A 24,786-nucleotide genomic window follows, 5' to 3' on the forward strand; every position below is an offset into this window, starting at 1 on the left:
GACAAGCAGGTCGGGCTCTGTCAGGATACCCCCTTCCTTCGTCGGAAGAACCGGACCTGCCCGCAATACGCCGTGGAAGGGCTTGTCGTTGCAGGGCAAATCACTTCAGCCGCTCAGTCCCCGAAACGCCTCGACCAGATGCTCACGCGGGAGGTCCTGCTCGGTTCCATCACCGAGATTCCGGACCTTGACCACCCCCCGCGCCACCTCGTCCTCACCATAAATGAAGCAGAATCGGGCGCCCGATTGCCCCGCCAGCCGGAACTGCTTGCCGAATCCGATCGTCCGAAGGGCGTATTCCACGGAGATTCCAGCCGCCCGAAGGTTTTGAATATCCCCGAGCGCGCATCGCCGCTCCGCGTCGCCTCCCGTGACCACGTAGATTTCCGGTCCGGCAACCAGGGAGGGGCTCAATCCCCGATCGGCCAGCAGATCCAGAAGGACGACATCGCCGATGGCAAAACCCGCGGCGGGCAGATCCGGCCCGCCCAGCTTCTTCGCGAGGTGATTGTAGCGTCCCCCGCCCGCGATGGCCCGGAAACGTCCCTTCTGGTCAAAGGCTTCAAACACAAACCCGGTGTAGTAGGCCAATCCCCGGACCACACTCAGATCGATCGTGACAAATGCCGACAGACCCATCGCCTCGAGGCCTTCGAGCAGCATCCGCCAGTCCGCAAGGCGCTTGCCCACTTCCGTGTTCTCGTCAGCCGCCCCCTTCCCCAGGACCTCTGTGAGTGCATCCAGCGTCCGGACCGCGGCCAGGGCTTCGATTCGCTCCAGGAGTCCGTCTGAGCGCAGGCCCAAGGCGTTGCGGATCTTGGTCGCGGTCGCCGCGCGATCCTCGCGCTCCATCTTGTCGATGATTCCGAGCAAGGTCCCGATCTCCGTCTCCCCGAGGCCCTGAGCCGACAGGTAGTGCCACCAGAGATCACGATCACTCAACCGGATCCGGAAATCCTCCTCAGAAAGACCAAAAACAGTCAGGGAACGGATGAGCAGAGCGATCAATTCGATCTCCGCACCGGGTCCCGCCTCACCGAAGATATCGGCGTTGAACTGGAAGAACGACCGAAGTCTTCCCTTCTGCTGCCGCTCATACCGGAAGTGTTCGCCGATATTGAACCACTTGACCGGCCGACGCAGGCTCTGCGCCTTCTGACCGACCATCCGGGCCAGTGCCGGCGTCATCTCCGGCCGAAGGGCGACCTCGCGCCCCCCCTTGTCGACAAAGGAGAAGAGCTGCTGTTCGATCTCCGCTCCCGACTTGGCCCGGAACAGATCCAGGGGCTCGAGGACAGGCGCCTCATAGGCTTGGAATCCGAACGAGACCGCAACCTGCCGCCAGATGCGGAAGACAAAATGGAGGCGCGCGCAGTCTTCGGGATAGATTTCCCGAAAACCTGGAAGTGTCTGCAATCCGGACATTCGGGAGAACCTAGTCGTCCCCCGGTTCCGAAATCAATCCTCCTCGGACAAATCAGGCGTCTTTTTCGAAAGGTCGTCGAGATCGAGGCGCTTCAGACGGGCCTTGAGGATCTTTCCGGCCTTGAACTTGACGACAGCCCGGGTCGGGATGATCACATCAGTCTCCGGACGGTTGGGATTGCGACCGATCCGCGACTTGCGGACCTGTACTTCAAGAACACCGAAGTTCCTCAATTCCACGTTCCGACCTGCCGAGAGTGCGTTGAGAATAATATCCAACGCCATCTGTACCGTCTGCTGCACTTCCTTCTGGGGAAATCCAGTCTTGCCGTAGATCTCCAATACGATCTCCCGCTTGGTCAAATTACTGGGCATAAACGAATGGGTTCAATATGGCACGAAACTCACGAATATCAACTTAACTTATTTTCGCACTTGAGGTTGCGTCAACCCCAATCGCGTTGAGACTGAAACCCTATGAGCGATAAAGACGACACCCGGAATCCCATGGAGGAGTTCCAGAAGCAGGTCGAGGATCTTTTCAAGAAAGGCAACTTCAACTCCCTTTTCTCCCAGTCTCCCCCGGAAAGACCCGGATCCACGCCACCGAAACCACCACCGACGCCCGAGGAACAGCCCGGGGACAACCGCGGCGAAATCCTTGAAAAGATCCGGAGTTTCAACCTCAAACCCCGTGAAATCCGCGACTATCTCAACCGCTTCGTCATCCGCCAGGACGAGGCGAAAAAGGTCATTTCTGTCGCCATCTGCGACCACTTCAATCACGTCCGCCTTTGCCTCGAGCAGCCCGAGCTGCGGGAGATGGAGCACGCAAAACAGAACATCCTCCTCCTCGGACCGACCGGCGTGGGCAAAACCTACCTCCTGCGCTGCATTGCCAGGTTGATCGGCGTCCCCTTCGTCAAGGCCGACGCGACCAAGTTCTCCGAAACCGGCTACGTGGGCGGTGACGTGGACGATCTCGTCCGGGATCTGGTCAAGGCAGCCAATGGCGACGTGGAACTGGCCCAATACGGAATCGTCTACATCGATGAAATCGACAAGATCGCCGGTCAGATCTCCGCCGGCGGACGCGATGTCTCCGGACGCGGCGTCCAGATCAACCTGCTCAAGCTCCTCGAGGAAACCGATGTCAACCTCCACAGTCAGACCGACATTCTCGGCCAGATGCAGGCCGTCCTTGAAATGCAGCGCGGCGGCAAATCGCGCCCGCGCACCCTGAACACCCGCCATATCCTCTTCATCGTGAGCGGAGCATTCGACAAACTCGGCGAACAGGTAAGCAAACGCCTGAAGAATTCCCAGGTCGGTTTCGCCGCATCGAAGAAGACCGATCCGGTCCTCGACGAGGAGCCGCTCTCAAGAGTCGAGACCACCGACTTTATCGATTACGGTTTTGAACCCGAATTCATCGGACGCCTCCCCGTCCGGGTGGCCTGCCACCACCTCGGCGCCGATGACCTCGAGGATATCCTGCTCCAATCGGAGGGCAGCGTGCTCAAACAGTACCAGACCGAATTCGCCGGCTACGGGGTCACCTTTTCCCTGAAGCCGGATGCGGTCAAAGCCATCGCGGGAATGGCTCATCAGCAGAAAACCGGAGCCCGCGGTCTCATGACCGTCCTGGAGCAGGTTTTTCGCGATTTCAAATTCGAGCTGCCTTCAACCTCAATCCGGGAATTCGAGGTGAGCCGGGATACCATCGAGCACCCCGGCGACCACCTCAAAGCCATGCTCAAGGAAAACGAAGTGGCCCAACGCGAGCTTCTGGCCGGGGAGGTCCGGGTCTTCGCCGATCGCTTCGCTGAAGATGCTTTCTGCATACTTCGAGCTGAAGCTCCGGCGCGGATGCGATCGAGGCTCATGGTCGCCGAGAGTCTCGCCACCGACACGACCAGCATTCGCGCCTTGCGATCGGAAATTCCGCGATTTCCACTACGGTCTTCAGCCTCGCTTCCAGAAACACCGGCAAGACGACTTCACCATCTCCTGCAAGGTCGCCGAGAATCCCAGGGAACTGTCCTGGCTGGGTCTCCGACAGTTTCAAGGGACTCGAAACCGACTCCTGAGGATGAACCAGTGCCTGACCCGATCGCCGATGTTGATGTAGCCACCGCGCTGTGTCGCGGTGCCCAATCGTGGTCAACACGCCGACGTCCGCCTTCGGCTGTCCGCGCCGGGACAGACAGCGGCGTGGAGGCGACTCTTGATCCTGCCGAATCCCTCTTGTTATTGCGGTTCAGCTTTGACCACCTCCGGCAGCACAACCGCCATGCCTGACCCGATCGCCGTCAACTCGATGTTCGGCCGCATAGCGCCGCGCTATGACCTGGCCAACCGCGTCCTCAGTCTCGGAATCGACCGCTGGTGGCGCCGTCGACTGGTCCGCGGTGTCACCAGGTGCTCGCCCCTCATCGTCGTGGATCTGGCCACCGGCAGTGGCGACGTCGCCTTTGCCCTCGCCCGGGCGCTGCCGCGCGAGGCCAGGGTTCTTGGACTTGATTTCTGCCAGCCGATGCTCGACATGGCCAATCGGAAGAAGCCCGTGACTTCCACCGTCGCCTCGGTCGAATTCGGGATTGGAGATGGGCTCAACCTGCCACTGGACGATGATTCCGTCGATGCACTGACCCTTTCCTTCGGTTTGAGAAACATGGCAGATCGAGGACGCGCCCTCCGGGAAATCCGCCGCGTCCTCAGACCCGGCACCGGAACCCTCCACCTGCTCGAATTCACCCAACCCCAGGCCTGGTTCAGGCCCTTCTACCGTTTCTACCTCATTCACATCCTTCCCACCCTCGCCGGGTGGCTGACCGGTGATGCCTCCGCCTACGATTACCTCGGTGACAGCATCGGAACCTTTCCCGACCGGCATCGGATGGCCGGAGAGATCCGCGAAGCCGGATTCTCCGAAGTCGACCACCGGATCATGACCTTCGGCATCGTCGCCCTCCACGTGGCGAGGGCATGACCGCCTGGCATCACCGTGATTCATCCCGCCCACAAATGGTTTCCGGACGCGCGCTATGGCCTCTTTCTACACTGGGGACCCTATGCGCAGTATGCCCGCGGGGAGCAGGTTCTGATTCGCGAAATGATCGACCAGCGCGACTATGCCAGACGCGCCTGCACCTGGAACCCGGAACGCTTTGACGCCGCCGCCTGGGCGCGTGAAGCCGTCGCCGGCGGCTTTCGCTACGCGGTTCTCACCACCCGTCACCACGACGGCTACTGCCTTTGGGACACCGCGACCACCGACTATTCCTGCGCCCGACAGGCTCCCCGCCGCGACTTCGTGCGCGAGTTCGTCGAAGCATTCCGCACCGCCGGACTACGGATCGGCCTCTACTATTCGTGGAACGACCTGCGCATCCCCGCCCTCTTCGCCGGACCACAAACCGATCCCGCGGGATGGGCCGCCCTTCGCCGATACGTCCACACCCAGGTCGAGGAACTGCTGACCGGCTACGGAAAGATCGATCAGTTCTGGTTCGACGGCACCTGGCCCCGCAATGCGGTCGAATGGGACAGCCCGGGGCTCGTCGCTCGCATGCGACAACTGCAGCCGCACCTGATGATCAACAACCGCCTCGGCGAAATGCCGGACGAACAAAGGATCGGGCAGGCGGAGGCGGCATCGAATGACGACGAGTTCGGCATCCACGAAGTGGTCGACTGTGGAGATTTCGGGACACCCGAGCACCACATCACGGCCGAATATCGTCCTCTTCATCTGCGACGATCTCGCCCGGGGCGACTTGGCCTGCCATGGCAACCCGCATGTCCGGACACCCAACCGCGATCGGATCCACGCTCAAGGCGCCTGTCCGGAACACCTGAACCGGATCCGGCAGATCGCCCGCAACCGGATCGATCCACGCTCTTGCCATTATCGGAACCCTTCGTTTCCCCCGGCCGTTGATCCGTCGCCTCATCCATCCGTTTTTCGGCCGATTTTCCACAGACTTTGATCGCCTGCCGGAAACAACACCTGCATACTTCCCTCCATGAATTCCTACCAACCCTCCGAATCCCGCTACGCCAACCCAGCCCTTTACGCCCGCACCGGTCGGTCCGGCCTGATGCTTCCCCGTATCTCCCTCGGCCTCTGGCATAATTTCGGCGGTGTCGATCCCCTGGAAAACCAACGCAGCCTCATCCGCCGCGCCTTCGATCTCGGCGTCACTCACTTTGATCTCGCCAACAACTACGGACCGCCTCCCGGGTCGGCCGAGACCAATTTCGGTCGGATCCTCCGGGACGACCTCGCCGCTTACCGGGATGAACTCATCATCTCCTCCAAGGCCGGCTACGAGATGTGGCCGGGGCCTTACGGCGAATGGGGTTCCCGCAAATACCTGATCGCTTCACTCGACCAGTCCCTCAAGCGGATGGGGCTTGATTACGTCGATATCTTCTACAGTCACCGACCCGACCCGCACACCCCGATGGAGGAAACCATGGGGGCCCTCGATCACATCGTGCGTTCCGGCAAGGCACTCTATGTCGGCGTCTCCAGTTACTCACCCGAACAGACCGCCCAGGCCGCGAAAATCCTCCGCACCCTGGGCACGCCCGCGCTCATACACCAGCCCAGCTACAATATGTTCGACCGGCATGTCGAGGAAGGCCTCCTGGATACGCTGGAGCAGGAAGGCATGGGGTGCATCGCCTTCTGTCCGCTCGCCCAGGGGCTGCTGACCGATCGCTATCTGAAGGACATCCCGGGCGATTCCCGGGCCGCCAAAGCCCACGGCTTCCTCAAGGCGGACGACATCACTCCCGAGGTTCGAAAGACCCTGCAGGAGCTCAACGAGGTCGCGCGATCGCGCAACCAGTCACTCGCACAGCTCGCCATCACCTGGGTCCTGCGCGATCCCCGCATGACCAGCGCCCTCATCGGCGCAAGCAAGGTCTCCCAACTGGAATCCAATATACAGGCACTCGAAGCGGAACCCTTGAGCAAAGATGACATCGACCGGATCGATGCCATTCTGGGTTGAGCTGACGCTTTCTCCTACATCGCGTCATCATTGAGAAATGACGCCGGTCCCACCTCTCTCCGAGACACGCCCCGGACCTGCGGGCGCGGTTCGGCCGATTCGGTCTGGACCCATTCGACCAGACCTATTATCAAGAACCTGCCCGATCTCCATCCCGGGTTTTCTGATGAACCTGAAGAAAACCACTCAGATCGCAGAAATCATCAGTGCGGTCGCCCTGATCCTTTCGCTGGTCTATGTCGCATTCGAACTGCGGAGAAATACCGCCACGATGAGAATGAACGCCCGGATCGAATCCCAGCGGGTTTTCTATACCTTCAACGACCTGAACCTGCAGCATCCCGAGCTGCTCGAACTCGGTGCAAGGATGTACGATCCGACAGGGTCGCTCGAAGCTCTTTCGGAATCCGAGCGTTTGTGGCTGGTTCTCTTCATGCGGTCGCTCAATCAACGCTACGAGGAACTTTATATCCGCTACCAGGCTGGTTTCCTCGGGGCTGATGCCTGGGAGCGCTATCGGACCGTCTACGCTTTTCAGGTGTCCAACTACCCCATCTGTAAGGAATTCTGGGCAATCGATCGTCCGATCATGTCACCCGACTTCCGCGAGAACATCGAATCCGCCTCGATGAGGCTTCCTCTGAAAACCGCGCCGTAACCGGGCCCGTATCTCGGGCCATCAACAACCCTCACCATGAAACACACCCTGATTCCCTGCATCATCGCCCTCACCATGACAGGTTGCGGCCCCCGGGAGCCGTCGGTGGACATCTGGACAGCCTGCGCCACCGGCAATACCGCAGCAGTCAAGCAACACATCCGGTTCGGAACCGACCTGGATGCAGCCGAGCCGAAGGGCGGGAGCAGCCCGCTCATCGTTGCAGCTCTCGTCGGCCAGACTGAAGTGGTCCGGCTCTTGGTGGAAAATGGAGCGGATATCAACTTCCAGAATGGCGAACTCTCAACCGCCCTGCACACCGCGGCCTTTTTCTGTCATCGAAAGGTCGTTGAGTACCTGCTCGATCATGGAGCCGACCGGGAACTCGTCAACGTCTACGGCCGCACCCCACTCGGATCGGTAGAGGGCGAATGGAACGACGAGGTGGCGGGGCGCTACATGGCGATCGCCGGGGCCCTGCGACTCCCGATCGATCTGGAAGAGATCAGGGCGAGTCGGCCAATCATCGCAGACCTATTGCGCCGGAACTCGGATGGCTGAGCCTGCCGGGGGTCACCAATCCCGCCTGATTTTCGCGGACAACCTGCGCTCCGCGCTCGTCATCCTCGTCGTCCTCCATCACATCGCCCTGATCTACGGCGGGGTTGCTCCCTTCTATTACGTCGAACCTCAGCCCTTTGGCACTTCCGCCTTTCGGATCCTGCTCGTTTTCGTCCTGACGAATCAAGCCTGGTTCATGGGCGCCCTGTTTCTGCTTTCCGGCTATTTCACTCCGAGCTCCTGCAATCGGAAAGGATCCATCCGGTTCGTGAAGGAGCGCCTGTGGCGTCTCGGCATCCCTCTGCTCGTGTTCTTCTTCATTCTCAACCCGCTCTCATCTCTGGGGCTCCATCTGATGCCTGCCGCGGCGGGGAGGTCCGCGCCGCCCCTGGATTGGAGCAGCTACCCGGAACTGATCGGACTCGGCCCGATGTGGTTCGTCCTGATGCTGATCGTCTTCGACCTCGGTTACGCCGGTTGGCGGACGCTGCCTGTGAAAGACCCGCCGACCTTCGGTCGCCTGCAATCGACTGGCGGAATCTTCCTGACCACTGGCGCAGTGATCCTTGCCCTCGCGTCGTCCAGCTTCCTGATCAGGATGTGGATCCCCATCGGAAAGGCAGTTCTCGGTTTTCCCACTCTCAGCTATTTCCCGCAGTATCTGGCCTTCTTCCTGATCGGCATCGCCGCAGCCCGAACGGACACTTCATGGAAATTGTCCCCCCATGCCGGCCTGGCCGGCCTCTGTCTGGCGGCAGCCGCGACAGTCCTCCTTTTTCCCCTAGCCATCAGCGGCCGCCTATTTTCGCTCCAACTCGGTCCCCAACTGACCCTGGCTCTCGGAAACGGCCATTGGCAATCCGCCGCTTACGCGCTCTGGGACTCTGCCTTTGCAGTCGGTCTTTGCCTCGGGCTGATCGCAGGTTTCCAGCGCCTGGTGAACCGGTCAGGTCCGTTCGGGCAATTCCTTCACGGACAGAGTTTCACCGTCTACGTCATCCACACCCCGGTCATCGTTCTTCTCGCCTGGTTTCTCCAGCCGGTCCAGCTCGGACCGCTGACAAAGTTCGGCTTCGCCTCCTGCGTCATGGTGCCCACCTGCTTTGGCGCCGCCTATCTGCTCAACCAAATCTACGCGGGGATCCGTGCGATCCGATCAGGAACGGCCCGAACGGAAAGCAAGCATCTCAGTTGAACGACTTCCCGCAGCCGCAGGTGCTTTCGGCATTCGGGTTCCTGATTTCGAACCCCTTGCCGTGCAGACCGTCGTCAAAATCGACCACCGAACCCTCCAGGTAGGTTCCACTGGCCGGATCCAACAGGATCTCCACGCCTTCACTCGCAATTACGGCATCGTCCTCCTTCGGCAGGTCGAACGACATCCCGTACTGAAAACCCGAACACCCTCCTGATTCGACGAAAACCCGCAGCCGCTTCTCCGGCTGATCGACTTCAGATTGGAGCTCGCGCACGCGTTTCGCGGCGTTCGGTGTGAGGGAAATCATAACCGCAAACTAGCCCCGGCCCTCCGTCTGTCAACAGAACGTCAGCCATCCCCAGGTGCCGTGCAGCATAAACCATGCTAGATGATCAGTCTTCACTTGCAAGGCGACGGCCGAGGCGTAGCATCTTCTTTCATGTTCGTCGGATTCGCCGTCCCCAGACCAACCCTGAACGCCCCGCTTCGTCCGCCCATTCGCTGACGGTCGCGACTCCCGCTCTTCTGTCATGTGCGCCCAGGGATTCCAACAGGAGCTTCGCCAGAAGCAGACCCAGAGTCTGGTTCTTGCCCCGCAACTGCGGCAGTCCCTGAAGATCCTGCAAGTCGCCGCCCTCGATCTGCGGACGGCCATCCAGGAAGAACTCCAGAGCAATCCGACGCTCGAGGAACTCCCCCTCGAGATGATCAGCATCGAGGAAAAGAGAGACGAAGGGACTTCCGCCAATGATTCGGATGGCGAGCGCCAGGAACTGGAGTTCGACGAAAGCTTCCAGATCCTGAGCAAGCTGAATGACGAATGGCGCGATCATATGGCGGACATGGGTGGAACCCGTTTCACCCGCGAGGACGCCGACCGCCGCCAGCATTTCTTCGATTCCCTCGTCGCCGAGACTTCCCTCCAGGAACACCTCATGCAGCAGGCCGAGATGATCGACCTGAGCGACGAGCAGAAAAAGGCCATGGAGTACCTGGTCGGCAGCCTCGACAACAACGGCTTCCTCACCTCGACGCTGGCCGACATCGCCCTGATGTCCGGATTGCCTCTCGCCTCCGTCCAGGAAGCCCACCGCGTCCTCCTCACCTTTGAACCAACCGGCATCGGTTGCGCCAACCTCAGGGAATGCCTTCTCCTGCAACTCAAGGTCAAAGGCAAGGCCACCTCTGTGGCCAGCCGGATCACCAAGGACCATTTTGATCTCCTGACCCGGCGCCGCATCCCCGACATCGCCCGCCGGATCGGTCTGTCCCTCGAGGAAGTCCAGAAAGCCCTCAAGGAAATCGCCCTGCTCGACCCCGCCCCCGGCCGCCGCTTCGCCGACGACAGCAACCGGGTTGTCATCCCCGATGTCATCGTGCGCAAGGACGACGGCGAATGGACGATCGACCTCAACAACGACTATATTCCCCGGCTTCGGCTCAGTCAGTCCTACAAGGACCTTATCGCCAAGGGGAAACTCTCGCGCCAGGAGAGGGATTATCTTCAGGAGAAACTCCGCTCGGGGAAATTCCTCATCAGCTCGATCGAACAACGCCAGCAGACGATCGAGAAAATCACCCGCGAAATCCTCCGGGTTCAGTTGGACTTCTTCGAAGAAGGCGTCTCCAAGCTGCGCCCGCTCACCATGACCCAGGTCGCCGAGGCTGTCGGCGTCCATGAGACCACCGTCAGCCGGGCCATCGCCAACAAGTTCATCGAAACCCCGCACGGGGTTTTTGAGATCAAGTACTTCTTCACCCCGGGCTATGCCTCGAGCGAGGGTCAGTCTGTTTCCAATACGAGCGTCAAGGACATGATCGCCGCCCTCGTTCAGACCGAGGATCCTTCCAGTCCGCTCAGCGACCAGGACATCGTGGGCAGACTGGCCGAGCGCGAAATCAAGATCGCCCGGCGCACCGTCGCCAAGTACCGCGAGGAACTCGGCATCCTCCCGAGTAATCTGCGCAGCGAGTACGAATAGGTGCGGGGATTTCCCTGCTGCCTTCCGCAATTCTGCCGAAATGACCGAAACGCCCCTTCCCGTGCTTGTCACCATGTCCGTCCTGTTGACGGCCGGGGTCGCACTCTGGATCTGGACCCTGAGTCGGAACCGCCAGCAACTGCCCTGGCGCGGAAACAATCAATTGGCGCATTGGGACATCCCGGTCGCGGACTTCCTCCTTCTCTTCTTTCTCGTCGTTCTCTTCGTCTTTTTTGGTTCCCAGGCCGCGGTCTACTGGAGCGATGCTTCAGGCCTCGAGGAGCCCGCCACCGCCCTTCGACAGGCGGTTGTTTCGGGCTACACCTTTCATCTCGGCAGCATCGTGGTCTGGATTCTCTTTGGGATTTATCACCCCGGTATCTGGCCGGGACGCGGCCTCTCCTGGTTCAACTCGTCAGTCGCAGCCATCCGAAGCCTGCTTTTCGCCATCCCGGTCATCCTCCTGGTCTTCCTCCCCTGGTCGGCCCTGCTGGAGGCCCTCGGGCTCTCGACCGCCCCCCAACCGCTGGTCGGCATCTTCCAGGAGGCGGACGAACCGGGCTACCTGATCGCTCTCGCCTTCCTCGCCGTGGTGGTCGCCCCAATCAATGAGGAACTCCTCTTTCGCGGAGGCATCTTCCGCTTCCTCAAGAGCCGCTTTCCCACCTCTCTGGCCATGATTGTCAGTTCGGTTCTCTTCGCCCTCCTTCACCTCAACTGGTTCAGCTTCCTCCCGCTCTTCACCCTCGGGTGCTTTCTCAGTCTTGTCACCCTCAAGACCGGCAGCCTGAAACCCGCCATCCTCATGCATGCCCTCTTCAACCTGAATTCCGTTCTCGCCATCCTCGCCTCACCCGCGTCCTGAAGCGGTGCCCCGGAAGTGCTCACTTCATCGATCAACGATCAGCTTCGCGGACTCGGGGAATCCGCCTTCATCCGGGAGGTCATCGCCGATTTCGGCTCGGCCTGTCCGCCCTGTCCCCACGGACCGGGCGACGACGTCGCCGTCCTCCCGCCGACCGGCCGGCAGCGTCTTGTCACAACCGATCCCGTCATTCTGGGACGGCATTTCACCCAGGCTGATCGGCCGGCCGATGTCGCCGCAAAACTGATACGCCGCAACCTCAGCGACATCGCCGCCATGGGCGGACGCCCCGAAGCCGCCATCCTCTCGATGGCTCTGACCGGAGACAGCTCACGGCGGTGGCTTCGTGCCTTCATCCGTGCCCTCGGACGCGAGGCCCGTCGCTTCGGAGTCGCCATCGTCGGCGGCGATTGCGCCCAGACCGACGGCGCTCCCGGGTTCTTTCTCACCCTCCTCGGGGAAAGCACATCCGGCCGGGTCCTGACCCGAGCCGGCGGACAAATCGGCGACGCCCTTTATGTGACCGGTTCCCTCGGTGGAAGTCGGCTCGGTCGGCAGTTCCGTTTCCAACCTCGTCTCGACGAAGGTCGGTGGTTGGCCGGCCGCCGCTCGGTTCACTCGATGATCGATCTTTCCGACGGCATGGCCAAGGACCTCCTCGATCTCATTCCGGACGGCGCCGCTGCCCTGATCGAAGCTTCGGACGTTCCCATCGCCCCCGCCGCGAGACGGATGGCCCAATCCAGCGGGTTTCCGGCTCTCCACCACGCCTTTCATGATGGAGAGGATTTCGAGCTTCTCTTCACCATCTCCGCCCGGGCCGCCCCCGAAAGACTGGCGGCCGCCTGGCGGAAACGCTTCAAGACCCGGCTGACCCGCATCGGGCGGATCGTCCCACTGTCGGCCAACCGACCGACCATTGAGGTGATCCATCCGCCGGAAGGATTCTTACTTGGAGAGGGCTATGAGCATTTTCGATAGGCTTCGCGCCGGCCTTGAAACCACCTCGGCTGAAGAAACCCACCTTCTCGCCCGCGAATTCGCCGCGGCCCTTCCATCCGATCGGGTCCTTGCCCTGAGCGGAGATCTCGGTGCCGGCAAGACCACCTTCGTCCGCGGACTGGCGGCGGAGTGGAAAATCCCCGGGCCCATCACGAGCCCGACCTTCACCCTGGTCAATATCCACCAGGGGGACCGCACGCTCGTCCACGTCGATGCCTACCGCCTGGAAACCCCCTCCGCGATCGATGCCCTGATGATCGAGGACTTCCTCAGAAGCCCCTGGTGTCTCGCCGTCGAATGGCCGGAAAACACAGGTGACTGGATTCCCCCATCCGCTTTCAACCTCCAGCTCGCGCTTCTTCCAAGCGGCCACCACACCCTCCGGTTGATGGAGTAGGCGACGATTCGGCCTCCATCGTGTACCGCAACACCGCCGTGCCGACGTTGCGAGGCAACCATCCCCTCGATGGAATCACCGCGGCATGGCCCGGTGACCACACCTGACTGACCTCCAGCCTCGCGGGTCCTGAGGCTTGTTTTCTCTACCCCTTCCTCGCCTCTGGATCCTCCGGCTTCGCCTCGTCAACCGCTTCCGTCGACTCTTCGGGCTTTGCCTCTTCAGGTGTGGAAATCGGCGCTTCAATCACCGCCGGTTTGGAAATCTCCGGCTCCACTTCCGCCACTTCGATAACCTCGGACACCGGCTCAATGCCGGCTTCCGTGACCGGCACATCGGCCTTCTCCCCTGCGGCTGATCCAGCCTCCGCCTCGGGATCTTCCGCAACCGGGGCGGAGTCTCCTGCCGCTGGCTCCGCCTCCCCGGTCACCACGACACCGGCAGCCGCTCCCGCCGCAGCCGGCCGCACCTCTGCTTTGTCAGGACCTTCTGCTTTCTTCTCCGGCTTTGCGGTCTTCGATTTCGTCTTCACATTGGCGGCCGGTGCCTGGGGTTGTCGCCCCTCCGCCGGTGCCGCCAGAAGGCGTCCATCGGAAAACTCGGCCACATAACCTTCCGTTACCAACCAACGAAGATCCATCGCCATCTTCTTGAGGGCATCCTTCTTGTCCTCGGGCAGACTCTCCAGATCCTCATGGGAACCATCCGGTCCCGCATGAATCGCGATTCCCAGGAATTTCTCAGGAAGTGCTCCGATCGGTGTCAGAGGGTTGGCTTCGATATACCCGATCAGTTTCTCGACCGAGTCGGCAAACACCTGACCGGGAACCCGATACTTGCGACGAACCGCACATGCCAGGGTGATGCCTTTCGATCCGCGCTTGAAAATATGGAAGTTCTCGCGCCGCAACCGGCCGCGCAATGCGTTGGCCGTATCGAGCGGGAATCGCCGCTGCCGCTCCAACGCGCCCTCCATGGCGCGGGCCGCCTCGGTTTCCGGGTATTTCTGAACCTCCCTGGCATCGATCCGGGTCGCCTCAGCGGTCTTGACCATCTTGGCGCGGGCCACCCGCAGCAGATAGGCGCGCGCCTCTTCCGGAGAATCAAAGGTCCCCGATTCCTCCGCCAGATCCGGCTTCGAGGTGTAGCGAATCGCCTTCTTCATTTTATCCAGCCACGCCTGAATGTCCTCGGGTTCACGCGAAGAGATCAGCGAGCCCTTGTATCGCTCCAAAGGAATGTGCGAGGCCCGCGCCGCATGGTGCTGCTCCACAATGGCGGCGTAACGATGGTAATTCGGGGGTCCCAGCAACTCCCGCGTCACCGGACAACGGTGCACGATCTGGAAGTTCCCTTTGGGCGGGTCCGTCTCGACCTCCGCAATCTCGAAAAACTTGTCCATGTGGTGGGCCAGTACGTGCTGGATCGCCTCATCCTCGCTCTCGAAGGGAAGACCATCGGGAACGGATACGGCCAGATCCGGACGACTGCCGTCCTCAAGGGGATGCCGTCGATAGACCACCACGCTGCGCTCCACTTTCTCCAGGATCAAACGGGCGATCTCAAAAAGCTCATAGGTCCGGCACGAATTGCGCATGGCCTTGACCAACGCATTGAAACCGTGCTCTTCCGGGTAAAACGCCACTTCGAGGGTTCGGCTTTCATAGGGCGCGTAGTCACGGATCGGCCGACGTGATTCGTGGCCTCCGGAATCCCGCGGAGGACCCCGACGATCCGGACGCGGCCCCCCTTCCCGACCCGGTCCGCCACGCTGAAAACGGTCTCCGCGCTCCCGGGGACCGGCCGATCGGCCCGCCTGGTCATCCCGTGGGGGAAATTGACGCGGCGGCCGACGATCTCGTCCTGCTCCAGGGCCGCTCTCGCGACGCCGTTCCCGACGTTCTGTCGAGCCGACCTCACTCGGGTCCGTGGCTGGAGACCATTCGGTCCCGAAGCTGAAGTCCTGAAGGGCGGAAAGGTCGATCTTGTTGAACTCCGACCCTTTTTCGGGGTTTCCAGGGTTCTTTTCCATTACTGTAGAAACGGCAGGGACTTACCGAAAAACTGGTAAGGCCAGCGGCTGATGTGGTTTGATAATGTCGGGAGGGCCGGTCATCCGGCGGTCTTGTTCGTGTTCGGCAGTCTCTTCAGAACACATTGCGAGGCAAGCGATTTCACGGATTCGGGAAAATCGGTTTTTTTGCCGCTTTACAACACCCATGAAGTCCTTTTTCGTCCACCTTTTCCATATCGGAAAGGTCCAGGCTCAGGTGGTGGAATTGGTAGACACGTACGCTTGAGGGGCGTATGCCGAAAGGTGTAGGGGTTCGAGTCCCCTCCTGAGCACCACCTCCAAAAAGGAGAGTGGTTCAAGCAACGAGGGCTGCCTCACAATCAGGGTTCAGTTCGCTTTCCCCTAAGGGGGCTGCCATAGTGGTGATCCTTGCGGAATCCTCTGGCCTAACTCGCCCCGGCGTGTCACGCCGGGGCTTCTGCGAAGGCGGAACTCTTGGGACGAGTAAACGTGAACGCACGGCAAGAGACTGGTTCGACCAGCTCATCACAAGTGCCGCAGCTGCGAGTGATTGTTCCTCAAATTTCCCACTTTCTTCCGCCCGATCGCCCCTCTCACCATGCATACCTCCTCCCACCACCCCTTTGTCTACGGCATCGATTTCGGCACCAGCAATTCCTCAGTTTCCGTCTGGGATCGCGAACAGCGATCCGTCATGGATCATCCCCTCCTTCGCCATCAGGAACCGACCCTCATGTATTTCCCGCATGCCCGGGCGTTCGGAGCGAACACTCGCGAACTGTTCTTCGGACAGGAAGCGATCGACCACTACATCGCCGACAACATGGACGGCCGTCTGCTCCAGGCCATCAAGACCATCCTTCCCGACGAAACCTTCACCGAGACGATTATCAACAATGAAACCTACACTATCGAGGAACTCGTCGCCCATCACCTGAGGAACCTCAAACTTAGGGCAGACCGTGCCACCGGGATCGATGGCAAAGACGTCATCCTAGGACGGCCCGCCGTCTTTCATGAAGACCCGAAGCGCGATCACCTGGCCGAAAACCGTCTCCGATCGGCAGCCCGACTGGCCGGATTTGAAACCATCCATTTCCAATACGAGCCGATCGCCGCCGCCCGCACCTACGAGACCTCCCTGACCCAACCGCAAACTGTCCTCGTCGGCGACTTCGGCGGCGGCACCTCCGATTTCACCCTCATGCGGCTCGATCCGGCGAAGCGCTTTCTCAATGACCGGGAGGTCGACGTCCTGGCCACCGGCGGCGTCCCATCCGCCGGCAATCGGCTCGATGCCGAGGTCATGTGGTACAAGCTCACTCCCCTCTTCGGACGCAACGCCACCTACAGCGAATTCGGCCGGGAGAAGATCCTGCCCGTCCCGACCTGGCCCCACCACCAGATCTGCCAATGGGATCGGGTTCCCTTTCTCAACAAGGACATCAGGCTGATCGAAAAGCTGGAGCACTTTGTCCGCCGGTCTGATCAACCGGAAGGCTTCACGCGCCTGCTCTCCCTCATCCGGCGCAATCTCGGCTTCTCCCTCTTCCAGCAGATCGAGCGGTCCAAGATACGCCTGACCACCGAGGACCGCACCCACCTCACCTTCCCCGATGCCGTCATCTCGATCAGCGAATCTTTCGACTTCCGAGAATTCAGGGAGATGACCGCCTCCGTCACGACTGCAATCACCTCGGCTCTCGACACCACCCTCGCCCGCGCCGGACTCGATCCCGACACGATCGATTGCGTCTTCCTGACCGGAGGCAGTTCCCTCGTCAGGAATATCCGCAGCATCTTCACCGATCGTTTCGGCGAGGACCGTATCCGAACCGGCGACACTTTCGCCTCCGTCAGCCGGGGCCTCGCCCTGAGCGCACCCCTCTTTGAGAGATAGCCCCGCCACCGCTTCAGGCACCCAAGCCGCCTGGGGGCTGCCAGCCTCAATTTCTCTCGAAAACCCGGTCTCCCGACTCATGCTGCTTGCATGAATGCAGGTCTGAACCTCCCACTCATGGCTTCAATCTTCTCGCTTTCGGTCGCCGCGCCCGCCGCCACCCAGTGGACGATTGAAACGGTGCGGGGACCTGTGCCGGCTTCCCAACTCGGTCTTGCCCTCGAACACGAGCACATCCTCGTCGACTTCATCGGCGCAGACCGGGTCAACACCGACCGCTACGATCCCAACGAGGTCTTCCGCGTGGCCCTGCCCCATCTCGAAGCCGCCGCCGCCTGGGGCGTGAAGGCCCTCTTCGAATGCACCCCCGCCTACCTGGCCCGCGACCCTCTTCTGCTCAAGCGCCTGAGCGAAGCCTCCGGACTCCACCTCGTCACCAATACCGGCCTTTACGGCGCGGCCAATGACACGTTTCTTCCCGACTACGCGTTCACCGAGACCGCCGCCGAATTGGCTGCCCGGTGGACGGAAGAAGCCCGCGACGGCATCGACGGCACCGGGATCAAACCCGGATTCATCAAAACCGCAGTCGACCGCGAACCCGACCTCTCCCCGGTCGACCGGAAACTGATCGAGGCCGCCGCCCTCACCCACCGCGAGACCGGACTGACCATCGCCGTTCATACCGGCGCGGGCCCGGGCCTAGAGATCCTCGCCGTCCTCGAGGAATACGGCGTGCGACCCGATGCCTTCATCTGGGTCCACGCCCAGTCAGCCACCGATGAAGCCATCCTCGAAGCGGCCCGGACCGGGGCCTGGATTTCACTCGACGGAATCAACCGGAACTCGCTCGAACGACACGCCGCAGCCCTTGCCCTGCTCAAGGACAAAGGTCTTCTCGACCGGGCCCTACTCTCCCACGACGCCGGTTGGTTCGACCCCGAGAAACCCGGAGGAGGAACCTACCGGGGTTACCAGACCCTCTTCACCGACTTCATTCCCCTCCTCCACGAACGCGGCTTCACCGCGGACGAGATCGCCCGCACCCTGACCGGAAACGTGGCCGAAGCCTTCGCCCGCCGTACCCGCCTCATCAACCCGGATACCAGAACGAAGTGAGTGAGGCCCAACCAATCAGGCAAACCGAAGTCTGCTGGAAATTCGCCCGATTGGCGAAGTCACCCAATCACCTCCCCCGTACCCGACGTGACTCCGATAGACGACCATTGGCTTTTCCTGGGGCAAACCCGCAGTAGACCCTGCGGTTTCTTCACCCTCAGCCCGATCGCGAAGGTGGGTGATCCGTGATCGGGTGGATTCTCCTTCGACCTCGATTCCCGACCTTTGTCCCCTCGATCGAGCGGAACAGCACCCTTCACCCGATAGTGCCGTTCCGGTTTGCGCATCGGATCGAAACAGGCAAGGATCCGGACTCTGTCATCGAAATGACTCAAGACCTCCTCGGTGCCCCATTGCGGTCATCCCCCCTCACATGAAAACCCGTCCCTTCGGAAAACACGACATCAACTGCTCGGAAATCGGCTACGGAGCCTGGGCGATCGGCGGCAGCTGGGGCGACCAGCGCGACGACGAATCGCTGGCCGCGCTCAACCGGGCCCTCGATCTGGGCTGCACCTTCATAGACACCGCAGCCGGCTACGGCAACGGCCGCAGTGAACGTCTCATCGGCCGGGTCCTGAAGGAACGGCGCGAGGCCGGCAGGGAAGAGAAGATCTACGTCGCGACAAAGACGCCGCCCAGCGCCGGCATCTGGCCACCCTCACCCTATTGTGTCGCGGACGAACGTTATTCCGAAGCCTACCTCCGAGCCAATCTCAAGGAGCGCCTCACCCAACTCGGAACCGAAACGATCGACCTGCTTCAACTCCATACCTGGACCCGCGCGTGGAACCGCAATCCGACCCCCTTCAAGACCCTTCGAAAGATGCAGGCCGAGGGATCCATCGGACTGATCGGGGTCTCCACCCCGGAGCACGATCAGAACAGCGTGATCGACCTGATGCGCGACGGCTGGGTCGACTCCGTTCAGATCATCTACAATCTATTCGAACAGGAGCCCGCGGCAGAGCTTCTTGATGTGGCCGGGGCCTGCGGGGTCGGCGTCATTGTCCGGGTCGCGTTCGATGAAGGTGCCTTAACCGGAAAATTCACACCGGAAACCAGATTCGCCGAAGACGACTTCAGGAGCAGCTATTTCGCCGGTGACAGGCTGACCCGGGTGGTCAAACGCACCGAAGCAATCAAAGCCGACCTGGACCGATCCGGATTCACCATGCCACAGGCCGCCCTCAAGTTCGTCCTCGCTCACCCCGCTGTCAGCGTGGTCATTCCCGGTATCCGGACCATCGCCCAGGCCGAGGCCAATTGTGGCGTCAGCGACCTCGCAGATCTGCCTCCCGAACTTCTGAGGAAACTCCATCGTCACAACTGGCGGCGCGGCGTGTGGTATGGCGGGAAATAAGTCGGCCAGTCTACGTCCTCACTCTCCATCCGGGATGGATGATCAGACTTCAGCCGACCGAACCCTTCTCCGCATGACCGTGAAATCTGGATCCAAATCACCCTGATGCCAATGAAGACTGAAGTTTCGAAATCCCTGACCGACACCCTCTTCCCGGTTCCCCGGACGATCCGGATGACCGCGGGCGCCCATCGCTTCCCCGACGGACGGATCGTGGCCCGGGACATCAGTCGGCCCGGGATCCTCCGGAGTGCCCGCAGGGTGCAGGAAGCCCTTACGTCGATCGGCGTTTTTCGGGAATTGGCCGCCCATCCCGGCCAGGGCCAAAAGCCGGTGGTCGAGTTGCGTGTCGATGCCACAGTGGCCCGGCCGCAGGGCTACCGGATCCGGATCACAAAAACCGCCATCTCCCTGATCGGGAACGACGAAGCCGGGCTTTCCCACGCCACAACAACCTTCGCCCAGCTGATCGACGGCCTGGGTGCGCCCGCCAACTTGCCGTGCCTCACCCTGACCGACTGGCCGGATTTCGAGAGGCGCGGGATCATGCTCGATGTCAGTCGGGACAAGGTGCCGACGATGGAGACCCTTCTGCTCCTGATTGACCGGATGGCCGGATGGAAACTCAATGAGTTCCAGCTCTACACCGAGCACACCTTCGCCTACGCCAATCACCGGACGGTCTGGGAAAAGGCCAGCCCATTCACTCCGGACGAAATCCTTCAGATCGACGCCTATTGCCGCGACCGGGGCATCGAGCTCGTTCCCAACCAGAACGCCTTTGGACACTTTGAGCGCTGGCTCAAACATGAGGCCTATGCCCACCTTTCCGAGTGCCCGGAACCGACGGATATCATTGCCTGGGGTCACCCGAGGACCGTTTCCCGGGTCAGCCTCTGCCCCATCGACCCGGGTTCACTGCAACTGATCGACGAACTCCTCCGCGAACTCCTGCCCCATTTTTCCAGCCCGATCGTCAACGTTGGGTGCGACGAAACGATCGACCTGGGATATGGACGCTCGGAATCACGGTGCCGGAAAATCGGAGAGGGACGGGTCTACCTCGACTACATCCTCGGATTGCGGGAAACCGCCGCCCGGCAGGGCCGCACCATCCAGTTCTGGGGCGATATCATAGTGAATCATCCCGAGCTCATCCCGGAAATCCCGAAAGATGTCACCGCCCTGGTCTGGGGTTATGAGCAGAATCATCCCTTTGACCGGGAATGCGCCGCCTTCAAGGCCTCCGGACTGCAGTTCTACGTCTGCCCGGGCACATCGTCCTGGACCACCCTGACCGGCCGTCGGGAAAATGCGGTCAAGAACCTGGAAAGCGCCGCCCGCAACGGGGCGGAACACGGGGCCAGGGGTTACCTGATCACCGACTGGGGTGACCACGGCCACTGGCAGCCACTCGGACTTTCGTATCCATACTTTGCATACGGAGCGGCCTTGAGCTGGTCGGCCAACGCCAACCGCGGGGTCGACCTGGCCCGGGTGGTCAATCAAACCGTCTATGGCGACCGCACCGGAAGGACGGGCCGCGCCCTCCTCGAACTGGGCCTGGCGCCCTCCCTGACCGGGATCAGCCCGCACAACTGCACCGTATTCTTCCAGCTCCTCCAGGCGGTGGACACCCCTCTATCCGAACACAGCACCCTCAAGGCACTCAGGTCCGGGGAGCTGGAAGCGGCCAGGAAGGCCATCACCGGCGCCCGCGACCTCCTCGACGAAGCCAAACCCACCTCGCGCGACGGCAAACGCGCCCTCGGAGAGATCCGTCTCATCATCGACCTGGCTCTCCACGCCTGCCGTCAGGGTCGTTATCGCCTGGAAACACCGACGGGGTCCATCGCGGAGGTACCGGCCAAACGCCGGAAGACACTCCGCAGGGAATTGACGGCCCTGATCCGCCGTCACCGCAGGACCTGGATCAAGTCGAACCGGCCGGGCGGCCTCGAGCAAAGCGCGGAGCGGCTGGAGAATATCCTGGCGGTTTATTCACGCAACCTCTGAGCGGACGGTCCGGCGGCCCGTCCCTACCTGGTCCGTCCGATGGCAGGCGCTCCGGCAAAGCCGACACTCGGCACCATTCCCACCCAAGAAAGAGATTCGACGCCGACTGAGCGGCACCGCTACACTCGCATCTTTCGCTCCCCACCTTGTCGCCAGCCCGCCATCATGACCATGGAAGAAATCAAGACCGCGCTGCTCGAATCCTACGAGAAATTCGGCGGAATCAACCACCTCGACGGGGTGGATCTCCCCTCGGAAGAATCCGTCCACCGCCTGGCCTCGGATATGATGCACCTGCTCTTTCCGGGGTTCTTCGAGCAGGCCACCCTGACGAAACAGGAGGTTCCCGCCGTAACGGAGAAACGGCTGGCGGCCGTTCACGATCGCCTCTGCAAGAACATTGCCAAAGCCATGCGCTTTGGGGGTCATGCCAACCCCGCCGCCACCGCTGAAGAGAAGTGCATCGCACTTTTCAGCGCCTTTCCGGAAATCCGGCGGATCATCCAGACCGATGTCGAGGCGGCCTACCTCGGTGATCCGGCCGCCCGCAGTCTGGAGGAGATCATCCTCGCCTACCCCTGCGTGCTCGTCATCTCGATCCAGCGGATTGCTCATGAGCTCTACCGGCTGCAGGTGCCGCTCATTCCGAGAATGCTGACCGAATACGCCCATGAACGCACCGGGGCAGACATCCATCCCGGTGCGCAGATCGGATCCCATTTCTTCATCGATCATTGCACGGGCGTGGTCATCGGTGAGACCGCCGAGATCGGCCATCACGTCAAGATCTACCAGGGCGTCACTCTCGGGGCCAAGTCCTTCGAACTCGACGAACACGGGAACCCGGTCAAAGGCGTCAAGCGCCATCCCAATATCGAAGACCATGTGACCCTTTATCCGGGAGCCACCATTCTGGGCGGTCGCACGACCATCGGGCACCACTCGACCATCGGCTCCAATGTCTGGCTTATGAAATCCGTCCCTCCGGAGAGCATCGTCTACTACCAGGGTGAGATGATGTCGATCGTCCGCGACAGGAAGGATCCCCGCAAGTCGAACGAACCGCCCGGAGGCGGTGAATGGATCATCTGATTACGACTTGCCGCGACCGTCGGGACGCTCCATTGATTCGCAACCGGATCAGGAATCAACCATGAAGATCAACTTTACCAAGATGCACGGCGCCGGAAACGACTTCGTGGTCATCGACAACCTCGAGCGGAGACTCCAGCTGTCCATCGGGCAGATCCGCTTTCTCTGTGATCGGCGTTTCGGCGTGGGGGCGGACGGCCTGCTCCTGCTGGAGCCCGCCGCGGCCGACGGGGTGGACGCGACGATGATCTACTACAACGCCGACGGATCGGGCGCGGAAATGTGCGGCAATGGCGCCCGCTGCTTCAGTGCCTTTGCCTTCGCGCGAAATCTCGGAAAAGGCGGCCGCATCCGCTTCGCCACAGATGCCGGCGTGGTCGGTGCCGAGAGGGTGGATGGTCTCTACCGCATTGAGCTGACCCCGCCGAGTTCCCTCGTCCGGGGCCGGGCGATCGAACTGAAGGAAGGATCAGCCGTCATCCATAGTGTGAATACCGGCGTGCCCCACGCCGTCCGTTTCGTCGACGACGTCGCCCAGGTCGATATCCGTGCGCTTGGACCGGAGATCCGCTACCACGCCGATTTCGCGCCGAAAGGCACCAACGTGAACGTCGCCCAGGTCCAGGCCGACGGCCTCGTCCGGATCCGCACTTATGAGCGCGGGGTCGAGGATGAGACCCTCGCCTGCGGCACCGGGGTCACCGCCGTCGGAATTATGGCCCACTTCGTCCATGGAGTGGAGCGCCCGGTCCGGGTCCAGGTGGCCGGAGGGGACGTCCTGCAGGTCGACTTCGAGAAGGATGACGGCGGCATCCGCCAAGTGACCCTGACCGGTCCGGCCGTCGCCGTTTTCACCGGATCAGTGGAGGTTTGAAGCCGACTGAATCACCAAGAGTCGGGCGGAGCGGCGCAGCGACACCCGAATCCTGAAGCATTGCAGCAACGGCGCTGTGTCGCCGTTCCCGTAGCCGAGTCGATCGTTGATTCCGGATGCTTTGAACACGTCGCACAGCGACGTGCCTGCACTCGAATCTACGGGCTGCGCCCAATTCAATCGTGACTCTATTTCGACGATACCGCCCGGGCCAGTTCGATCGGCATCGAAGGTCCCCGATAGATCATCCCCGAGTAGACCTGGACAAGCGTAGCGCCGGCATCGATTTTCTCAGCCGCGGTCCGGCCGTCCATGATCCCGCCCACTCCAATGATCGGCAGCCTTCCCTCGGTCGAGCGGGAAATATAGCGGATGATCCCCGTGGCGGCCCTGGTCAGTGGAGCCCCGCTCAATCCCCCGGCCTGATCGACCCCGGCAAACGGGCCCGGCCGGGCCAGGGTCGTATTGGTCGCAATAATACCATCGAGACCCAGTTCGTCGATGATCCCGAGCACATCGTCAATCTCTCGCCAGGTGAGGTCCGGAGCGATCTTGACCAGAAGTGGACAACGGCTCCGGCCATGACCCGCCGTGCCGGCATCATTGGCGCGGGTGAGGGCCCCCAGCAGCATCCTCAGGCGTTCGGCATCCTGAAGCTTGCGCAGGTCCGGGGTGTTCGGACTGCTCACGTTGACCACCAGATAGTCGGCGTGTCGGGCCAGGAGCCGGAAGGAACCCAGGTAATCCTCGACCGCCTCGTCGAGCGAGGCTACCTTCGACTTGCCGATATTCACACCGATCGGCATCGGGCGGCGGCCAGGCGGAGGTGCCTTGGCCAGCCGTGCCGCCGCACGTTCAGCACCCTCATTATTGAATCCCATCCGATTGATGATGGCTTCTTGCGCCGGGTAGCGGAAAAGCCGTGGCCGGGGATTCCCCGGTTGCGGTCGGAAGGTGAGGGTTCCAACCTCGACATGCCCGAAGCCCAGGGCGGAAAGCCCTCGCCAGCACACCGCATTCTTGTCGTAGCCGGCCGCCAAACCGACCCGATTGGGAAAGGTCACGCCGAACACCTTGATCCGACCGCCCCAACTCTGACGTCGGGCCCGGGACCGAAAAACAGGGACAAGTCCCGGGATGGCCCCGACCAATCGAAGGCCATTTACCGACAGCTCATGTGCTCTTTCCGCTTCAAGACAGAAGAGAATCGGACGAAACAGCTTCTCGTATAAGGATCCCATGGATGCTCGGCAGGAGACCCTTTATCCTCCCGGC

At 61.5% G+C, this 24,786-nt stretch carries 22 protein-coding genes and 1 tRNA gene; 18 read left to right on the top strand and 5 right to left on the bottom strand.

The features are described 5' to 3' along the window. Positions 1-105: 105 nt before the first annotated feature. Both hisS and R3F07_08835 read right to left on the bottom strand, forming a co-directional pair. A complete protein-coding gene (gene hisS / locus R3F07_08830) occupies positions 106-1,425 on the bottom strand; it encodes a histidine--tRNA ligase (protein ID MEZ5276469.1) in 1,320 nt (439 codons plus the stop codon). Between the two features lie 33 nt (positions 1,426-1,458). Further along, on the bottom strand, positions 1,459-1,800 hold the full coding sequence (locus tag R3F07_08835) for an HU family DNA-binding protein (GenBank protein ID MEZ5276470.1): 342 nt from the start codon (positions 1,798-1,800) through the stop codon (positions 1,459-1,461). Positions 1,801-1,902: 102 nt separating this feature from the next. Between R3F07_08835 and R3F07_08840 the strand changes: the two genes are divergently transcribed. From R3F07_08840 to R3F07_08870, 7 genes are all read left to right on the top strand, one after another. Beyond that, complete coding sequence (locus R3F07_08840) at positions 1,903-3,726, top strand: AAA family ATPase (GenBank protein MEZ5276471.1); 1,824 nt, start codon at positions 1,903-1,905, stop codon at positions 3,724-3,726. Beyond that, positions 3,719-4,417 (top strand): bifunctional demethylmenaquinone methyltransferase/2-methoxy-6-polyprenyl-1,4-benzoquinol methylase UbiE, encoded by a 699-nt coding sequence (gene ubiE / locus R3F07_08845; GenBank protein MEZ5276472.1) that lies wholly within the window; start codon positions 3,719-3,721, stop codon positions 4,415-4,417. Before R3F07_08840 ends, ubiE begins: the two co-directional genes overlap by 8 nt. A 15-nt stretch (positions 4,418-4,432) precedes the next feature. After that, complete coding sequence (locus R3F07_08850; protein ID MEZ5276473.1) at positions 4,433-5,368, top strand: alpha-L-fucosidase; 936 nt, start codon at positions 4,433-4,435, stop codon at positions 5,366-5,368. 85 nt (positions 5,369-5,453) lie between these two features. Then, entirely contained in the window at positions 5,454-6,449 is a 996-nt protein-coding gene (mgrA, locus tag R3F07_08855) for an L-glyceraldehyde 3-phosphate reductase (protein ID MEZ5276474.1), read from the top strand. A 166-nt stretch (positions 6,450-6,615) separates the two neighbouring features. After that, complete coding sequence (locus tag R3F07_08860) at positions 6,616-7,107, top strand: hypothetical protein (protein MEZ5276475.1); 492 nt, start codon at positions 6,616-6,618, stop codon at positions 7,105-7,107. Between the two features lie 36 nt (positions 7,108-7,143). After that, on the top strand, positions 7,144-7,668 hold the full coding sequence (locus tag R3F07_08865; GenBank protein ID MEZ5276476.1) for an ankyrin repeat domain-containing protein: 525 nt from the start codon (positions 7,144-7,146) through the stop codon (positions 7,666-7,668). Beyond that, positions 7,661-8,863 carry an acyltransferase family protein gene (locus R3F07_08870; protein ID MEZ5276477.1) on the top strand — a complete coding sequence of 401 codons (1,203 nt, stop codon included), beginning with the start codon at positions 7,661-7,663 and terminating at the stop codon, positions 8,861-8,863. The genes R3F07_08865 and R3F07_08870 overlap by 8 nt, the downstream gene beginning before the upstream one ends. Here the strand turns inward: R3F07_08870 and erpA are convergent. Further along, positions 8,856-9,173 (bottom strand): iron-sulfur cluster insertion protein ErpA, encoded by a 318-nt coding sequence (gene erpA / locus R3F07_08875; protein ID MEZ5276478.1) that lies wholly within the window; start codon positions 9,171-9,173, stop codon positions 8,856-8,858. The two genes, R3F07_08870 and erpA, sit on opposite strands and share 8 nt — an antisense overlap. A 223-nt stretch (positions 9,174-9,396) precedes the next feature. Between erpA and rpoN the strand changes: the two genes are divergently transcribed. Genes rpoN through tsaE form a run of 4 tightly spaced genes read left to right on the top strand, consistent with a single transcriptional unit; the run spans position 9,397 to position 13,112 of the window. Continuing rightward, a complete protein-coding gene (gene rpoN, locus R3F07_08880) occupies positions 9,397-10,848 on the top strand; it encodes an RNA polymerase factor sigma-54 (protein MEZ5276479.1) in 1,452 nt (483 codons plus the stop codon). A gap of 40 nt (positions 10,849-10,888) precedes the next feature. Continuing rightward, positions 10,889-11,713 carry a CPBP family intramembrane glutamic endopeptidase gene (locus R3F07_08885; GenBank protein MEZ5276480.1) on the top strand — a complete coding sequence of 275 codons (825 nt, stop codon included), beginning with the start codon at positions 10,889-10,891 and terminating at the stop codon, positions 11,711-11,713. 15 nt (positions 11,714-11,728) lie between these two features. Then, positions 11,729-12,694 (top strand): thiamine-phosphate kinase, encoded by a 966-nt coding sequence (locus R3F07_08890; GenBank protein ID MEZ5276481.1) that lies wholly within the window; start codon positions 11,729-11,731, stop codon positions 12,692-12,694. Continuing rightward, positions 12,678-13,112 (top strand): tRNA (adenosine(37)-N6)-threonylcarbamoyltransferase complex ATPase subunit type 1 TsaE, encoded by a 435-nt coding sequence (gene tsaE / locus R3F07_08895; protein MEZ5276482.1) that lies wholly within the window; start codon positions 12,678-12,680, stop codon positions 13,110-13,112. The genes R3F07_08890 and tsaE overlap by 17 nt, the downstream gene beginning before the upstream one ends. A 145-nt stretch (positions 13,113-13,257) precedes the next feature. Here the strand turns inward: tsaE and R3F07_08900 are convergent, their stop codons facing one another. Then, on the bottom strand, positions 13,258-15,144 hold the full coding sequence (locus R3F07_08900) for a hypothetical protein (GenBank protein MEZ5276483.1): 1,887 nt from the start codon (positions 15,142-15,144) through the stop codon (positions 13,258-13,260). Positions 15,145-15,376: 232 nt separating this feature from the next. Between R3F07_08900 and R3F07_08905 the strand changes: the two genes are divergently transcribed. The 7 genes from R3F07_08905 (at position 15,377) to dapF (ending at position 23,511) form a co-directional block, all read left to right on the top strand. Continuing rightward, positions 15,377-15,461: transfer RNA gene (locus R3F07_08905), tRNA-Leu, on the top strand. Positions 15,462-15,745: 284 nt separating this feature from the next. Next, a complete protein-coding gene (locus R3F07_08910) occupies positions 15,746-17,047 on the top strand; it encodes an Hsp70 family protein (GenBank protein ID MEZ5276484.1) in 1,302 nt (433 codons plus the stop codon). Positions 17,048-17,164: 117 nt separating this feature from the next. Continuing rightward, the gene (locus R3F07_08915) at positions 17,165-18,166 is read left to right on the top strand and encodes a hypothetical protein (protein ID MEZ5276485.1); all 1,002 of its coding nucleotides are present in this window, start codon (positions 17,165-17,167) and stop codon (positions 18,164-18,166) included. Between the two features lie 373 nt (positions 18,167-18,539). Continuing rightward, positions 18,540-19,529 (top strand): aldo/keto reductase, encoded by a 990-nt coding sequence (locus R3F07_08920; GenBank protein MEZ5276486.1) that lies wholly within the window; start codon positions 18,540-18,542, stop codon positions 19,527-19,529. Positions 19,530-19,640: 111 nt separating this feature from the next. Then, positions 19,641-21,545: a family 20 glycosylhydrolase gene (locus tag R3F07_08925; protein MEZ5276487.1), complete on the top strand. Its 1,905-nt coding sequence runs from the start codon at positions 19,641-19,643 to the stop codon at positions 21,543-21,545. Positions 21,546-21,710: 165 nt separating this feature from the next. Beyond that, on the top strand, positions 21,711-22,637 hold the full coding sequence (gene epsC / locus R3F07_08930; protein MEZ5276488.1) for a serine O-acetyltransferase EpsC: 927 nt from the start codon (positions 21,711-21,713) through the stop codon (positions 22,635-22,637). Positions 22,638-22,698: 61 nt separating this feature from the next. Further along, the gene (gene dapF / locus R3F07_08935) at positions 22,699-23,511 is read left to right on the top strand and encodes a diaminopimelate epimerase (protein MEZ5276489.1); all 813 of its coding nucleotides are present in this window, start codon (positions 22,699-22,701) and stop codon (positions 23,509-23,511) included. A 188-nt stretch (positions 23,512-23,699) separates the two neighbouring features. Here dapF and R3F07_08940 read toward each other — a convergent pair whose 3' ends face one another. Then, positions 23,700-24,752 (bottom strand): quinone-dependent dihydroorotate dehydrogenase, encoded by a 1,053-nt coding sequence (locus tag R3F07_08940; GenBank protein ID MEZ5276490.1) that lies wholly within the window; start codon positions 24,750-24,752, stop codon positions 23,700-23,702. Between the last annotated feature and the right edge of the window lie 34 nt (positions 24,753-24,786).

It is taken from the genome of Opitutaceae bacterium (assembly GCA_041395105.1).
Taxonomy (GTDB): domain Bacteria; phylum Verrucomicrobiota; class Verrucomicrobiia; order Opitutales; family Opitutaceae; genus B12-G4.

Coding starts and splice junctions, on each gene's coding strand:
- hisS (MEZ5276469.1), bottom strand. CDS start 1,425: ATGTCCGGATTGCAGACACTTCCAGGTTTTCGGGAAATCTATCCCGAA.
- R3F07_08835 (MEZ5276470.1), bottom strand. CDS start 1,800: ATGCCCAGTAATTTGACCAAGCGGGAGATCGTATTGGAGATCTACGGC.
- R3F07_08840 (MEZ5276471.1), top strand. CDS start 1,903: ATGAGCGATAAAGACGACACCCGGAATCCCATGGAGGAGTTCCAGAAG.
- ubiE (MEZ5276472.1), top strand. CDS start 3,719: ATGCCTGACCCGATCGCCGTCAACTCGATGTTCGGCCGCATAGCGCCG.
- mgrA (MEZ5276474.1), top strand. CDS start 5,454: ATGAATTCCTACCAACCCTCCGAATCCCGCTACGCCAACCCAGCCCTT.
- R3F07_08860 (MEZ5276475.1), top strand. CDS start 6,616: ATGAACCTGAAGAAAACCACTCAGATCGCAGAAATCATCAGTGCGGTC.
- R3F07_08865 (MEZ5276476.1), top strand. CDS start 7,144: ATGAAACACACCCTGATTCCCTGCATCATCGCCCTCACCATGACAGGT.
- R3F07_08870 (MEZ5276477.1), top strand. CDS start 7,661: ATGGCTGAGCCTGCCGGGGGTCACCAATCCCGCCTGATTTTCGCGGAC.
- erpA (MEZ5276478.1), bottom strand. CDS start 9,173: ATGATTTCCCTCACACCGAACGCCGCGAAACGCGTGCGCGAGCTCCAA.
- rpoN (MEZ5276479.1), top strand. CDS start 9,397: ATGTGCGCCCAGGGATTCCAACAGGAGCTTCGCCAGAAGCAGACCCAG.
- R3F07_08885 (MEZ5276480.1), top strand. CDS start 10,889: ATGACCGAAACGCCCCTTCCCGTGCTTGTCACCATGTCCGTCCTGTTG.
- tsaE (MEZ5276482.1), top strand. CDS start 12,678: ATGAGCATTTTCGATAGGCTTCGCGCCGGCCTTGAAACCACCTCGGCT.
- R3F07_08900 (MEZ5276483.1), bottom strand. CDS start 15,144: ATGGAAAAGAACCCTGGAAACCCCGAAAAAGGGTCGGAGTTCAACAAG.
- R3F07_08910 (MEZ5276484.1), top strand. CDS start 15,746: ATGCATACCTCCTCCCACCACCCCTTTGTCTACGGCATCGATTTCGGC.
- R3F07_08915 (MEZ5276485.1), top strand. CDS start 17,165: ATGGCTTCAATCTTCTCGCTTTCGGTCGCCGCGCCCGCCGCCACCCAG.
- R3F07_08920 (MEZ5276486.1), top strand. CDS start 18,540: ATGAAAACCCGTCCCTTCGGAAAACACGACATCAACTGCTCGGAAATC.
- R3F07_08925 (MEZ5276487.1), top strand. CDS start 19,641: ATGAAGACTGAAGTTTCGAAATCCCTGACCGACACCCTCTTCCCGGTT.
- epsC (MEZ5276488.1), top strand. CDS start 21,711: ATGACCATGGAAGAAATCAAGACCGCGCTGCTCGAATCCTACGAGAAA.
- dapF (MEZ5276489.1), top strand. CDS start 22,699: ATGAAGATCAACTTTACCAAGATGCACGGCGCCGGAAACGACTTCGTG.
- R3F07_08940 (MEZ5276490.1), bottom strand. CDS start 24,752: ATGGGATCCTTATACGAGAAGCTGTTTCGTCCGATTCTCTTCTGTCTT.